The sequence below is a fragment of the Methylobacterium sp. E-045 genome (genome assembly GCF_022829685.1).
GTDB lineage: Bacteria > Pseudomonadota > Alphaproteobacteria > Rhizobiales > Beijerinckiaceae > Methylobacterium.
Window position 1 is genome coordinate 34,238 of record NZ_JAKSYE010000036.1, and the last position, 13,749, is coordinate 47,986.

The window sequence follows — 13,749 nt, forward strand, 5'->3', positions numbered from 1 at the left end:
CGGTGAGAGATGATCGTTTTACCAGAGTCGGCAAGATCAGGATTTATATTCGCCGCATTCGATGGCGGGCAATGCTCCTCGCGGATGTCAATCTAGCGGAGTGCCGAACGAATTCGCATTTGGCGGGTTACGCTGTTCTTGAAGGCGCTTTATCCCCGCACCGGATCGAGACTGCCGTGCTCAGGAGTGCGGCCGGGCCCATACTGCGTCGCGCACCGAGATGGCGCGGGAGATTAGGCCAAGGCGAGGGAAGCGTTGTCGCTTGCCGGTTCGCTCGTGGTCAAAATCTGAGGGATGATCCCCGCCTTGAGCGTCCGAGATGGGTGCCAACCAGACCTTAGCCTTTCGGCCGGAAGCGGGCGTTCCGCCTCCGACCAAACTTGTTCGTTAAGCCCACCTTTGTGCTCGCCGGAAGTGGGCGTTCTCCGTCCGGACGCCATGGAACGGTGTACGTGCGATGGCATATCTCATGTTGAAGGGTGCGCAGAACTGCATCAGGAATTCTAAATTCCATCTGTATCCTCATAAATATTCTATAGCCAATAACGAATTCCATAGGTCACAGACATCACAATTCCCGCAAGAATTACTGTCCAGCGAACCCACTCAGTCGGCAGAACCTTTACGAGATATCCGCCGAGAAATCCGCCAAACAACGCCCCTGCCAGCATGACGAGCGTTTCTGGCCAACTTACGGCGCCTTGAACGATAAAGATCGTTGTTGCTGCGACACTAACGGTGGTCGCGAGCAGGTTCTTGAGTACCTTGACCGTGCGAATGTCTCGACTGCCACTGATTGACAGGAGTGCCGTCAGGATGACACCGAGCCCCGCACCGAAGAAGCCGCCGTAGATGGATGCCAAGCTGATCATCGCAGGGCCGGTCAGCGCGTCCTTGGGCCTAGGGCCGCGTTTCGCTCGGTGGGCCTGGATCGTTGGTGCAAACGCAAACAGGACTGTGGCGAACGCGATGAGCACCGGCACTGGGCCCGTGAACAGGGCTTCGGGAAGCCAGAGCAGGAGAAGCGCACCCGACGCGCCCCCGAGGAGGGATGCAGCAGTCAGCCAGCCGAGGCGGCGGTCAATCGGTGGCCATCGGCCAGGATCCGCAAGGAAGGCGATGAGATGACCTGGCATGATGGCCACGGCATTCGAGGCATTGGCGATTACGGGAGGCAAACCGACCTGGAGCATGGCCGGAAACGTGATGAGCGTTGCCCCGCCGGCTACCGCGTTGATCACACCGCCAGCCGCTCCAGCTGACATCAGAAATATCGCCGTCATCCAATCCATCGTGCACCTCCAGCGTGAGCTGTGATGACTGCGAGGCGAGATGTCTGGAACGTTTGTGACTGCTCTCAGCCAAGCTGGTAGCGGGAGGGTGTGGTGCCGAAGGCACGCCTGAACCAGCGGCCGAGATGGCTCTGGTCGGCAAAATTTGTCGCCGCAGCCACCTCTGCGGGGGGCGTACCTGTCCGCAGCATCTGACGAGCACAGTTAAGCCGAAGCATGCGCCTGTACGCATGAGGTGGCATACCGTGACAGCGGGAGAAGCGGCGCGTGAAACCCTCTCGGGTCAAGCCGGACCGAACCGCGACGCAAGCGATTGTCGCGTCCTCGGCGAACGAAGGCATATCCGGGAAGAGTTCCCCCAGCGGCCTCGTCATACTCATCAGAGCTAAGGAATGCTCGGCAGGGACGTAGAGATTGAGGCACACGGTGTTCGGCGCGCAATCGATCGCTTGGTGCGGCACGCCAGCAGGCAGGACGCAAGAGCTTCGTGCCGGCACATCGATGTAGCAACCATTGACAAGGAACTGACGCCAACCTGTCAGAACGAAACTGATTTGCGCTTCTTCATGGAAATGTGGGACGAGGGCTTCGCTACAGCCAACAGGGCAAATCGCCAGCTCAACGTCTTGGCCAATGACCGCCCGCACGTAGCGCCATGACATGGATCCTCACCCTCTCGCCCAATCGAACCATCCACACCTGTGGAGATCGTCAGCCGCTGCGGCAAGGACGCCGCCCTTCGCTGAACGTTATCTTCACAAGCTATCTCCTCCAAAAGCGGATCGTCGCCAAACCACCCGTCCCGGTCGTAGGTCTTCGTCCACCAGGCTGCCGGGAAGAAGACCTTCCCAGAGTCCGAGAGCGGTCGAAAGCAGCCCCGGCAACGGGTACCAAACGTCAGATTTTCACCACCAGGATCGCTTTGGGGAGCGGCCCCACGCCGAACTGCGTCCGGTCGGCGGTCACCTTCAAGATTGCCAGGGGAATGCCGCTCATCCTTGGGACCGAAGGCGGCGTGAATCGGCACCACTATGGTGGCGCGAGCTAGGAGCGAAGTGGTATCGGTGATGCTCGCCGATCGCAGACTGAAAGAGGAGAAAACTTATGTCAGAGCCTGCACCACGGCCCGTGATCACCTATTATTTCAGCTTCATTTCGTTGTGGTCCTACGTTGGCAGTCGGGCTTTCCAGGCGCTTACCGAGCGCCACACCGCCGAGATTGACTATAGACCAGTCAACCTGCTGGAAGTTTTCGCGGCTGGCGGCGGCAAGCCGGTCAAAGAGCGGCCTTTGCAACGCCAAGCCTACCGGCTTGTCGAAATGCAGCGCTGGCGAAAGATCCGCAACATCCCGCTGGTCTATCACCCGAAATTCTACCCTGCCGACCCCTCGCTTGCGCACCGCGTGCTGCTTGTTGCACTAGACGAAGGCGCCGACGTCGCCAATTACATCCATGCAGGTCTGTCGGCGGTCTGGGCAGACGAACTCGATATTGCCGATCCGGATACTATCGTACGGCTCGCCAATGCGTCCGGGCTCGATGGTTTACGTCTTCTGGAAGGTGCATCTGCGCCTGGCTTGCTCGCGCGAGAGCAAGCCCTGACACACGAAGCGATTTCCCGGCAGGCCTTCGGGGCGCCGTTTTACTTCTACCTCGAAGAGCCGTTCTGGGGTCAGGATCGACTCGATCTGCTCGCTGCGGCGATATCGGAAGGTCGCGAACCAATCCCGCTGCCCAAATTGTCCGTCCCGGCCTGATCAGCGATAGCGTGCTTACCCGCGCCGTTGAATAAGGCATTGAGAGCTAGGGCCGCGAGTGCGGTCAGCAGGATCGGGTCCTTGACGATAGGGTTCCACGCCTCGGGCACCAGCTTGAAGAACTGCGGCTGCACGATGGGGATCAATCCAATCCCGAGTGAGACCGCGATGATAAGCGCATCTCGGCTGCCTGGCCGGCCGAAGTCGACCTGCCCCAGGATGCGAATGCCGGTCGCGGCAACCATCCCGAACATGACAAGCGCAGCGCCACCCAGGACGGGTTGGGGGATCGAGGCCGCGACGAAGGCCACCTTGGGCACGAGGCCGAGCAGCAGCATGATTCCCCCGGCCGCCGCGCAGACCCAGCGACTGTGGACGCCCGTGAGACCAACTAATCCGACATTCTGCGAATAGGACAGGTAGGGGAAGGTGTTGAACACGCCGCCGATCAGCGTGCCAAGCGCGTCCGCACGCAGGCCACGGGCGATATCGCGTGTGCCAACGGGGCGGCCCGTCATGACCGAGAGGGCCAGGAACATGCCGGTTGCCTCTATGAAGACGATCGTCATCACGAGGCAGAGGATCAGGGAGGGCACAAGGTGAAAGGTCGGAAGGCCGAATGCGAAGGGCAAGACGACGCGTAGCCACGGTTCGGCACCCAGCCCGTCGAGATTTGTCCAACCCATCGCCGCGGTCACGGCATAGCCGACGAGAATGCCAATCAGCACAGCGACATTGGCGACGAAGCCGCGAGCAAACCGGGCGAGTAAGAGGATGACGCTGAGCACGAGGCCAGCGACGAGGATATGACCGGTCGCACCAAACTCGGGCGTGCCCGCGCCGCCGCCCGCCCACCCAACGGCTACGCGCGTGAGCGCAATGCCGATCATCGTTAGAATCGTTCCCGTTACGACGGGCGGGAAGAAGGGCATCAGACGGCCGATAAAGGGCACGATGGCCAGCCCGAACAGGCCGGCGACAATCACCGCGCCATAGATCCCATCCAGTCCCACTCCAGGCATCGCGGCGATCGCTAGGAGCGGCTGGATCGCGACCGCGGTGACGCCCATGATGACAGGCAATCGGATACCGAATGGCCCGATTCCAATAGTCTGGATCAACGTCGCGATGCCGCATGCAAATAGATCAGCGTTGACCAGCAAGGCGATCTGATCCTTTGGCAATTTGAGTGCCCCGCCAACGATCAGCGGTACGGCAATGGCGTTGGCGTACATAACAAGGACGTGCTGAAGGCCGAAGGCAGCAAGGCGCGGCGCTGGAAGAAGCTCGTCTACCCTGTCGGCAACGGCCACAGATTGTGCGACGGTAGGGGGCAGATCATCCATTTATGAAGCCATTTATAAATATGCAGCACGAGTGACTCGTTTCCTTTTTCGCATTGCCGTAGTCAATAGTAAAACATTACAAAATACCCGGTAAAAAGAGATGGTCTTTTTATGGCGATCCATTTTATTGCCACCGATTTGTACAATTTCCTTAGTAGATGAACTCTGCGTTGCGCCAAAAAAATTGACAGATTGTCGCAGTTGTGAAGTGCGGCCGTATGTCCAAGCCTGTCGATGGCGTAAGCTTTGTGAGGTTGGCAAAGGGCGTCCAAATCTTGTTGTCAGGCTATGGCACTTCGGATGTGCAACGGAGGGGCCTTGGTCTTGAATGTGTCTTTTCGTGTGCCTTATGGAAGTGCTCTCCCAGGCAACGGGGCATCGGGCTTGCGCCCTCCGCCCGGGCCCGTGTCCGGGCTTCTACGACGTTCCGGTGCTAACGCGGCCGCACGGTTGTTTACTCCGTGCGGCTCCCTTACGGGGCCGGGCTATCGATACGTCATTGGAGCGGGGAATGTGACGGTCACACCATAGGCGTTGACGTGCATGTTCGTGGCACCGACGACGTCGCGGTGGCCGACGAATCCGCACGCTTTGCAGTGCCAATGCTTCGAGCAACTCGCCGACGATCTGCATGCGCTCCTACGCCTGGCCTCCGGGCGTGACCCCGAGCCGAGCGAGGCCATCCTCGACAGTCGAACCCTGCGCTCGACGCCCGAGAGCGGCGAGCGGGCCGGGTACGATGGGGCGAAGCGCAATAAGGGTTAGAAGGTCCACCTGGCCGTCGACACCCTGGGCCATCTCCTGACCCTGCACGTCACCCCTGCCGAAGCCGACGATCGCGCCCCGGTCGGGCATCTGGCAGAAGCGGTGCAGGCCGCCACCGGGGACAACGTCGGTCTGGCCTATGTCGACCAGGGCAACACCGGGGAAACGCCAGCCCAGGCCGCCCGCGAACGCGGGATCGAACTGAAGGTCGTCAAACTCCCGGGGGCCAAGCGCGGTTTCGTGCTGCTGCCGCGACGCTGGGTCGTGGAGCGCTCCTTCGCCTGGGCAACGCGCTTCCGCCGCCTCGTCAAGGACTACGAGCGCTACCACAGCACGCTCGTCGATCTCTAAATCCTCGCCTTCGTCTGCCTCATTCTCAAACAAGCCGCTCGATTGGCGAGTGGTTTATAACAACCTCTAAAGATTTTTGACCCAGGACAGCAACTGCGAGGTTTGCTGCTGGCTCAAGGCCGCTGCCGCCGTCCCATCGATATCTTTTGGGTTCACCCCGTACTTGCGCTTGAAGGCACGGCTGAATACCCGCTCGTTCTCAAATCCGGCGCTGAAAGCGAGTTGGGCGATCGTCGGTCGCCTGCTGCCTGGGGCACGCAAGAACATTTGCATAGCATGCGAGAGCCGCCGATCCCGGATGTAGGCGTAGACACCACCTTCGGCCTCGAACAGCTTATAGAGAGGGCTCCGCGACATGCCGAACCGGACCCTCAGCATCCCGACGTCGACCTTCGTTAGGTTCTCATCGATGAACTGACGGATGGCGATACCGGTGACCGCTGGCCGGTTGTAGGCGCTGTCGGTTTCGGACAGGAACAGCGCGTTGCACAGCGCGGTAGTCGCCGGCACGATGTGGTTCATCTGCGCGGTCGTCGCCGTCCTCAGGCTGGCGCTGACATTGCGAAAAAGGTCGGCGAGCAGCTTCGTGATCGGACTGCGCGCGGATGGGAGGATCTGCCCGTGCCAGGACGAAAGATCGCCGCCGCCCTCGATCAGGCGGCGCGGGACCGCGAGGTTGAGGCCCGTCATCCCCTTGGTCTCGGATAAGATTGGCTGTGACAGGTCGAACAAGACGAAAGATTCCTGGGTGATCTCGCTCGTGTCACCGCCGGTCGAGATGTTGGTGCGTCCGGACGTGTAGAGGCGCAGCACGACGTGATCGATGTTCTGGGCCGCCACCAGAGCCGGAGTCCGCTCAATGGTCTGCGGCGACGCTTCGATCTCACCGAACACCAGATGGTTCATGTGGTGGTATCTGTGGAACGCGCTCGCAGGCACGACCGCGTCCGGATTGATGTGGGTGACGAAGAATGACGAAAGGCTATCGATCCAAGCCCGGCGGCGGGCCTCGTCGTCCGCGATGTGATCGAAGCGGTGGTCGATGATCATCGAACAGCCCTCGCGCCGCTCAAGTCGGGGCGTCGACTGTGGTGTGGGCGGGCGGGGGGCGCCTCTCGTTCTCGGTGCGATCCACTCAGAGCGCGGGCGACCACATCCGGGCGGCGATCGCGCGCTCTTCGGGACCCATCGCGTCGGCATAGATTGCAGTCGTCGCGATATCGGCGTGGCCGAGCCAACGCTGAAGGAGATTGAGGGGCACGCCCGAGCGTAGGGCATGGACGCCGAAGCCGTGACGCAGGCCTTTTGGCGAGGCTGCTGTCGCTCCCACGCGAGCGGCGATCATCGCCTCCTTCACCTGTCGCCACGCGGTGCAGCGCGCGATTGGCCAGAGCCGGTCCTCCGGCCGTCCGTGGCCGTGGACCTGCCGGACGTGGGCCAGGAAAGTGAGCGGCACCGGTACCTCTCGCACGATCCCGGGACGGCGCTTCTTCAGACAGTGGACCGATACCGTGCCGCCCTCGACGTCGAGGTCGGCCATGGTCAGGGTCAACGCCTCGGAGATCCGGCATCCCGTCCAGACCAGCATCAGGCAGAGTGTTTCGATCTCGGGGGTACTGGAGGCGGCAGCAGCGACGAAGCGCTCTCGCTCCTGCGCCGTGAGGTATTTCCGTCGCCCTCCGCCCGTGTAGAGCGAGGGAGGCGCAGTCGGCATCGCTCGAGCCATCGCGACGAATCCTGGAGCCGGCCAACGGCATGGAGCCGCTGGCGCGCTGAAACGCTGTTTCCGATTGTGTTGCATGCCCTGCCCAAGGCGCATTTCGCCTCCGGCCGGGCCAGCAACATTCTGGCAGGTAGGCAGCGCCCGTCCGATGATCAAGCCTGATACCGTAGATAAATCAGTGGTCTATACAGTATCGGAAATTCTGTTTCACGAATCGCTGTTTATCGAGCGATTCGCAAGATAATAAATCTGCTCCGCTGATCGTTGGCGGTTCCGGACCGTGTCGCGGGATTGCATACCAATTTCAGCCCCGGCGGCATGCTGCGATGCTCCTCGGCACCAAAAAGGACGGAACGTCCCTTCGAAAGGACGCATCGTCCGTTGATCCCTCGGATATGGCCGAGCTAATTAGTAAATTGTACAGGCGATTCGCTGAGTATCACCATCAAGCGGAGACGCCGCAGTCACAGCATCGATCAATAAATATCGAGCTGTATTACGGCTTAACATTGATCATTCTTGTCATGGCCTTCTGTCCGAATGGGCGGGGCCGAACTTCGCTGTCGGCTGCCTGCAGGTGAGTAGGGCGGGCACAGCACATGAAATGCCGAACGGGGTCCCCCGGGCGGATGCCATCGACTGTCGTCACATGTGGAGTGAGTTCGTGAAACACCTTGTCGTGCTGGGATCGCTGCTGGCCGGATCGTTCGCGGGTGCCGCCCAGGCCGCGGATCTACCGTCGACGCGCTATGCACCGCCCGTCGTCACCCTGCCGGTCTTTACCTGGACCGGGTTCTACGCCGGCGTGAACGCCGGTGCGGCCTTCTCCGGCTCGGAACAGCCGCGATACACCGAAGGCCGTGGCTTCGTCGGGCTCAACCCAGGCGTCCTCGACGGCCTCCAGAAGTCGCGTGAGCAGACGGGCTTCGTCGGCGGCGGGCAGATCGGCTACAATTATCAGGTTGGCGGCATCGTCCTCGGGGCGGAGGCGGACTTCCAGTATGCCGGCATCGAACGCGGTCGCACGGGAACCGGTGCGCTGACGAACTTGGCACCCGGCCACACGGACACCGACATCCTGACGTCGCGGACGCGCATCGAGACGCTCGGCACGGTGCGCGGTCGGATCGGCTTCCTGCCGACGGAGCGGTTGATGGTCTATGCCACCGGCGGCCTCGCTTATGGCGACGTCAGCATGCGCACGGCCTACACGGACACTGGCACCGGTCCCTTCTTCCCCGGCGGCATCAACGTGATTCCGTATGCCGCCTCGCGCTCGTCGATGCAGGTCGGCTACGTCGCCGGCGGCGGCATCGAGTATGCGATCACCGATCGCCTCAGCGCCAAGATCGAGGGCCTGTACGGCGACCTCGGCCGTTCCAGTGTGACCGCCCGCTACACCGGCAACGGCAGCACCGAGCCCACCGACATCTATACGGTTCGTGAATCGAACCGCTTCGGCCTCGTCCGCGCCGGCCTGAATTACCGCTTCACCGGCCTCTGACCCCTCCCGTCAGACAAGGACAGGTGCGCCTGCCGTCGCTCGAGCGGGCGCACCTTTCGGATCAGGTTTCACATTCTCAAAAGGCACCTTGGATGGCCCGGCGCTCGTTTCGTCGTCTCTTACTCGCGTCCATGGCTTCGCCGTTGGCAATCGCGCCTGCTGCCTGGGCCGCACCGGCCAGCAACCCTGAATGGGTCGAGGCCTATGCGCTCGAGGCGATGACGGCTCCTGTCACGCTGGAGAACGCGAAGAAATACCGCTGGTACCAGATTGCCCAAAGCGTCCGGTCCGAGCGTCCGAGAACGTACGATATCGACATCGAGCCCGTTCAGAAGCGGCTTCGCCAGTACGGCGATAGCCTTCTCGATCAGCTGAAGCGGCAGCTCGACCAGAAGGAGGCGGCGATCTCGACGCTGGAGGATGCGGGACCGTTTCCCACGCATTGCCGCTGGATCATGCCGACTAAGCAGGGTGATATCCGAACCCCTCTACAGGATAATCTAGAGGCCTATTGCCGGACGAAGCTGGTTCCGACGACCTACCGGCGGCTCCTGGGTGAGTTCGTGGAGCGGCTGAGTGTGAGCCTGCCGCATCTGCGCAACCTCGACGTGACCTATCCCGCCCAACTCGTTGGGACTGACGCCATGATCACGGCTCAGAATCTCTATCGCGAGTACGGCCAGGCTCTAGATGCCCGGCTGGCGGCGGCCCAGCCGCAGGTCGTCGGCGAGATCACGCAGCTGTATCGGGACAAGCCTCTGGGAGAGGGACCGCTACGAACCGGGGCGGCGCAATGCCGGGAGCTACTCGGTCCGTGGTTCCCGCAATCCGACGTCGTCCGCGATATGGCGATGAACGATCCGCTCGGTGGCGGGTCGAACGGAGACGCCGCGGTGCTTCGCTTCAAGCAAGGCGTGGGAAACGCCTGCAAAAGGGAGGCGAATGCCTGGCTCCTACGCCAGCAGCCGGCGCTTACCACCGCGATCTCCGCGGACATCGCCGCCTCGGATAACCCGCGCGGCCCCGTCCTGTCGGTGCAGGCCCGATGTGACGTCGTCCTCGGTCGCTGGTTCACATCCTTCGACGGCTTCGATCTCGGCTTTACCGGCCCGCTGCGGCAGGGCTGTGCGAGCGAGGCGAAGGGCGTCATCGATCGCGCCCTGGAGATTCGCGCGAAGACGGTTGCGGTTGGCCTCCAAGCTGCGCCTCGCACCCTCGAGGGTCTCGAACGGAATCGCTGGTTCGAGCCATCGCAGGAGGATCTTGCGGCAGTTGCCGATCCTCGGGACGCCGGTCGCGACGAGATCGTTCGTCTGATGAGCGAGAAGACGCTGGCGTTGACCCGTCCTCTCCGAGACGAGGCAAAGGCCATCGCCGTCACTGGGATTGCGAAGGCTTACGCCGAGAGTGGTTCATCGGATGCGGGTCTACGATCCGCGAGGGACCTGTGCGCGCCCTACCTTGGCAGTGGATCTCGGTCGGTACCGCCTGGTGGCGGACTTGTCCGCTCATCTATTGAGGCCGCCTGCCGGGACGAAGAGAAAAAGATCATGGCCAAGCGCGTCGTTGCTGCCGTGACCGCTTCCAACGTCGATGACGTGCTCGGCAAGGGCATGCTGGCCGTGGTTTTCCCAGAGGGTACGACACAGTCGGTGGATCCGCGGATGCTCGTCGTGGCCGCCGCCGCAAACGGCTTCCAGGTTGCCTTCAGCCAATCCCGGACCCTGTTCCTTTCGCGGAGCTATGCCCTTCGGATCACGCCGCTCGGCCAGGACGCTCCCGCACTCGGCGGCGTCCTCGTCCCCGAGCCCCGTGCCGACGGCGTCGAGGTCTGGCGTGTCACTGAGTTCGACCGTCTGCCTGCCCTCGATGGCCCCCTCGCGACCCTGTCCTGCATTGCTCGGGGCCGGGGTGATGGCCAGGACATCGCGGCGCTGGCGGCTGCCGCTGGGATTGCGGCCGTCGTCTTCGACGCCTCCCAAACCGCCGGCACCCTGCTGGGAGCGGCACTCGAGGGGCTCACCTCGGCATCGATCTGCCAAGCCGCTCGCCAGAGCTTCATCGGCGGCACGCCGTAGCCCTGGTCCAGAGATCACGTCCGGACGACCGAGTTCGTACCGGGCGCTCCTTTCTCGCCCTTCCCATCGAAAGATCCCATCATGCTGAAAGTTCGCTGCCCTCTCGGGCTCTTCGCCCTGCTTGCCTTCATCCCCGTCGCTCAAGCTGCGTCACAAAGCCTGCTGCCTTTGGAACGCGGCGCTTACGCACTGGAAACGACCTCCTGCCCGCAGCGCTCGCGGGCCGAGATCATGACCTACTGGGGCGATCGTCTGAACCAATCGACGGCGGATTGCGCCATCAGCAACGTGAAGAGCCAGGGTTCGGTCTACACCTTCACCTCGCGCTGTAAGATCGAGGGCGAGCGCAAGCGGCAGATCGAAACGGTGGTCCTCAGGATCGCGGACAAGAAACATTTCGTCGTCGTCTCGACAGTCAACGGGAAGCCTGACGAGACCGCCTACAAGTGGTGCTCGTACAGCGCCTTCGATTGAGCGGAGGCGGGATCATGAACCGTTTTCGGATTGGCGGCCTCGCCCTGATGCTGCCCCTGCTCGCTGGCTGCTACCAATCGAAGATGAGCATCATCGAGGACGGGGTAGCGCTGCCATTCGGCGAGATCGCGAGTTGCCGAATCAACGACAAGCCGTTGAGCTTCGACCTGACGAAACCGGACAGGACCGCCGCGGGCGGTCTCACCTACCGTGCGAACAATGAGCTGCTGGCGTTCAAGCGCATCAGCGATACGCTCTATCTCGCCCAGGTGTTGACCGGCGGCGTCTACAAGTTCGGCTATCTCATGAAAGCGGGTGACGGGGTCGACGTCCTTTCGCTCAAACCCGGATCCCAATCGGATGCGGGTCATCAGAACCGGGCCGCCAACATCCTGTTCAAGCCCGCCGGCGATTGGGCGGAAATGGCCGGCGACCGTGCGGATATCGAAGCGTTCCTCATGGGCGCGAAGCTCGGCTCGATGCAGAGCGTGGGACAATGCCAGTTCCGCAAGGCGATTCCGCGCGATGCGGCGATCACAAACCTCTTGAAGCTCTCCACGACCCGCGATGAGGCCCTGAAGCTGCCAGGCGCAGAGGAGTGCGACCTCGGGGACATTTGCCTGCCGCCCTCGTCGGTCCTGGCCTCCAAACTGTCTGCGGAAGAGAAGGCGGGCTACCGGTACCAGATCGCTTTCCATCCCGATCGCGTGCGCTCGATCACGGTCACGGCCACAGCTGTCACAGCCGCGAGCATGGCCGCCATTCTCACAGAATCGAATGTCGTCGTTTCCAGCGTTGGCCCCTACGAGACGCCCCTCTCACTGCGGCTGAACGACTTTGAGGTTGACATGTTTCGGATGAAGCAGCTCGCCGCTGATCCGAAATGGAAGTTAGAGCTAAGCCGCGTGGTAGAGAATCTGAAAGATTTCGTCGTGATGGTTTCCGATTCAACGTTCAGAAACAATCAGATGCTGAACGTGCCCGCTGAGACGTTCATCAAGCTGTCAGGCGTCGCATCCGCCGGTGCAGCTTTCAATTTGATATGGCAGCGTGACTATCCATATTCTCGCCTCGTGCTGGACCGGTCAGGCCGCGACAAGGTCAATATCAGGATCGAGTATGTGCTGTGACGGCAAATGTGATGCCGTCTTGATGCACAAACCGAATTTGGGGCGTCCACAGCGTCTATGCTCCGACGGATTTTGAGCAGGCCTCTATCAGCCACCCGTCGTACCCAAAACCACATCATCCCAGTGACGATGCCCTAACCGCGGAGCCTCATCCCATGTGGTCGTACATGCGAGCCCGCCCGGGCGCCGGTGCTCAGAAAGGTCCACGATCTCGGAACGAGCATCCGAGCTGCTCGCCACGTCTGGGGATGCCAGCTACTACGAGGCCTGCAAACGGGCACGGGCAGTCCAACGACGGTCCTATGCCGCAGACGCCCGGGTTTGGTCGAAGGTGGTACTTAAGACCCGGAAACGACGTTGAATGATGAAGGCGTCTCGATCCGACGTTGTCGCCGGTGGTACGGAATCAGCGGCTGGCGCGGTAGCTCGCGACCATCTCTGGCGTGATGTCCTTGGCATAACATAAAGGGGCAAAGCCCCCGGGCCGTGAGTAGGCACTGCGGCGTCCGCAGGATCGTCCACCGCGATCCGACTGGTAGGGGCAAGCGCAACTGCTGGGATAGGCGTCGATCGAGGCGGTGATGAGTAGCTTCGCGATCGCGGCCGTACCGAGGGCAACGCTTGGAGAGATGGTCGGCTTTACCGGCTTTTCGATCTGTTCCGGTGCCTCATCGCGCAGACGCTTTTTGGTAATCCACCCTTCGCGCTGTGTCCGTACATTTCGGACCTGAACCCATTCATTCAACCTTGCGAGGACGGTTACGGCTTCGCCAGGGCCGAAACGGTCGAGGATGGCGGCTTTGCCATTGGCTTCAGCGCGGAGCGGAACTTTGTGGCCGGACACGTAAAGTGTCTCCGGCGGCGCAACGACGACGGCAGAATGCTGCAACGGGGCCGAAGGCGTTGATATCGTTACCAAAGGTTCGACCCGAGGCGGATCTGCGGGCAACGAGACGTACCGAGTTGGCGGTGGAGAGCTTGTTCTGGAAGGACCTAAGCCTTGCCCGAAGATGAGAGCAATCAGACCCAGCGAGGCTACCAGCAGCAGTGTCCGTACGGAGTCAGATGCGCGTCGCCGTCCCATGATCGCTCTCGTGCATGATTCTCGCCGAGGTTGCGTATGGGGAGGCACTGGTCAAGTCGCTTGCGGAAAATGTCTCGCATTCGATCGCATCGTCACATGTAAACTGATCGGCCCCCACGAGGTGGTCCAAGGGTAAAGTTAGTGTACGGTTGGCCGCTCCGCCACGGGAAGCTTGGCCGGCGGAGCTGGTCGAGCGAGCGCAGCTGGCCAAGCGGAGAAGGCTGGCATGAACAGCTCCGGTGCC

The 13,749-nt window shown here is 61.7% G+C and carries 11 protein-coding genes and 1 pseudogene; 6 read left to right on the forward strand and 6 right to left on the reverse strand.

The genetic code is table 11. The features are described 5' to 3' along the window. Nucleotides 1-533 precede the first annotated feature (533 nt). Both MKK51_RS04865 and MKK51_RS04870 read right to left on the reverse strand, forming a co-directional pair. Complete coding sequence (locus MKK51_RS04865; RefSeq protein ID WP_243975343.1) at nucleotides 534-1,292, reverse strand: sulfite exporter TauE/SafE family protein; 759 nt, start codon at nucleotides 1,290-1,292, stop codon at nucleotides 534-536. 65 nt (nucleotides 1,293-1,357) lie between these two features. After that, a complete protein-coding gene (locus MKK51_RS04870; RefSeq protein WP_243975345.1) occupies nucleotides 1,358-1,954 on the reverse strand; it encodes an AraC family transcriptional regulator in 597 nt (198 codons plus the stop codon). 442 nt (nucleotides 1,955-2,396) lie between these two features. Here MKK51_RS04870 and MKK51_RS04875 point away from each other — a divergent pair, with 442 nt between their 5' ends. After that, nucleotides 2,397-3,050, forward strand: a complete 654-nt coding sequence (locus MKK51_RS04875; RefSeq protein WP_243975346.1) for a 2-hydroxychromene-2-carboxylate isomerase — start codon at nucleotides 2,397-2,399, stop codon at nucleotides 3,048-3,050. Here the strand turns inward: MKK51_RS04875 and MKK51_RS04880 are convergent. Then, the gene (locus MKK51_RS04880) at nucleotides 2,966-4,396 is read right to left on the reverse strand and encodes a nucleobase:cation symporter-2 family protein (protein ID WP_243975347.1); all 1,431 of its coding nucleotides are present in this window, start codon (nucleotides 4,394-4,396) and stop codon (nucleotides 2,966-2,968) included. The genes MKK51_RS04875 and MKK51_RS04880 overlap by 85 nt on opposite strands. A 561-nt stretch (nucleotides 4,397-4,957) precedes the next feature. On the opposite strand from MKK51_RS04880, the pseudogene MKK51_RS04885 reads away from it, so the two are divergent. Further along, a pseudogene (locus tag MKK51_RS04885) lies at nucleotides 4,958-5,512 on the forward strand (transposase); the annotation flags it as partial. Nucleotides 5,513-5,578: 66 nt separating this feature from the next. Here MKK51_RS04885 and MKK51_RS04890 read toward each other — a convergent pair. Together MKK51_RS04890 and MKK51_RS04895 are read right to left on the reverse strand one after the other, a co-directional pair. Next, a complete protein-coding gene (locus MKK51_RS04890) occupies nucleotides 5,579-6,562 on the reverse strand; it encodes an AraC family transcriptional regulator (RefSeq protein ID WP_243975348.1) in 984 nt (327 codons plus the stop codon). A gap of 85 nt (nucleotides 6,563-6,647) precedes the next feature. Beyond that, the gene (locus MKK51_RS04895; protein ID WP_243975349.1) at nucleotides 6,648-7,226 is read right to left on the reverse strand and encodes a tyrosine-type recombinase/integrase; all 579 of its coding nucleotides are present in this window, start codon (nucleotides 7,224-7,226) and stop codon (nucleotides 6,648-6,650) included. Nucleotides 7,227-7,899: 673 nt separating this feature from the next. On the opposite strand from MKK51_RS04895, the gene MKK51_RS04900 reads away from it, so the two are divergent. The 4 genes from MKK51_RS04900 (at nucleotide 7,900) to MKK51_RS04915 (ending at nucleotide 12,421) form a co-directional block, all read left to right on the forward strand. Next, the gene (locus MKK51_RS04900) at nucleotides 7,900-8,739 is read left to right on the forward strand and encodes an outer membrane protein (RefSeq protein WP_243975350.1); all 840 of its coding nucleotides are present in this window, start codon (nucleotides 7,900-7,902) and stop codon (nucleotides 8,737-8,739) included. Nucleotides 8,740-8,831: 92 nt separating this feature from the next. After that, nucleotides 8,832-10,817 (forward strand): hypothetical protein, encoded by a 1,986-nt coding sequence (locus tag MKK51_RS04905; protein WP_243975351.1) that lies wholly within the window; start codon nucleotides 8,832-8,834, stop codon nucleotides 10,815-10,817. Nucleotides 10,818-10,898: 81 nt separating this feature from the next. Next, entirely contained in the window at nucleotides 10,899-11,291 is a 393-nt protein-coding gene (locus tag MKK51_RS04910) for a hypothetical protein (protein ID WP_243975353.1), read from the forward strand. A gap of 14 nt (nucleotides 11,292-11,305) precedes the next feature. Next, the gene (locus tag MKK51_RS04915; protein ID WP_243975354.1) at nucleotides 11,306-12,421 is read left to right on the forward strand and encodes a hypothetical protein; all 1,116 of its coding nucleotides are present in this window, start codon (nucleotides 11,306-11,308) and stop codon (nucleotides 12,419-12,421) included. A gap of 406 nt (nucleotides 12,422-12,827) precedes the next feature. Here MKK51_RS04915 and MKK51_RS27360 read toward each other — a convergent pair whose 3' ends face one another. Then, nucleotides 12,828-13,265: an SH3 domain-containing protein gene (locus MKK51_RS27360; protein WP_243975356.1), complete on the reverse strand. Its 438-nt coding sequence runs from the start codon at nucleotides 13,263-13,265 to the stop codon at nucleotides 12,828-12,830. Nucleotides 13,266-13,749 lie beyond the last annotated feature (484 nt).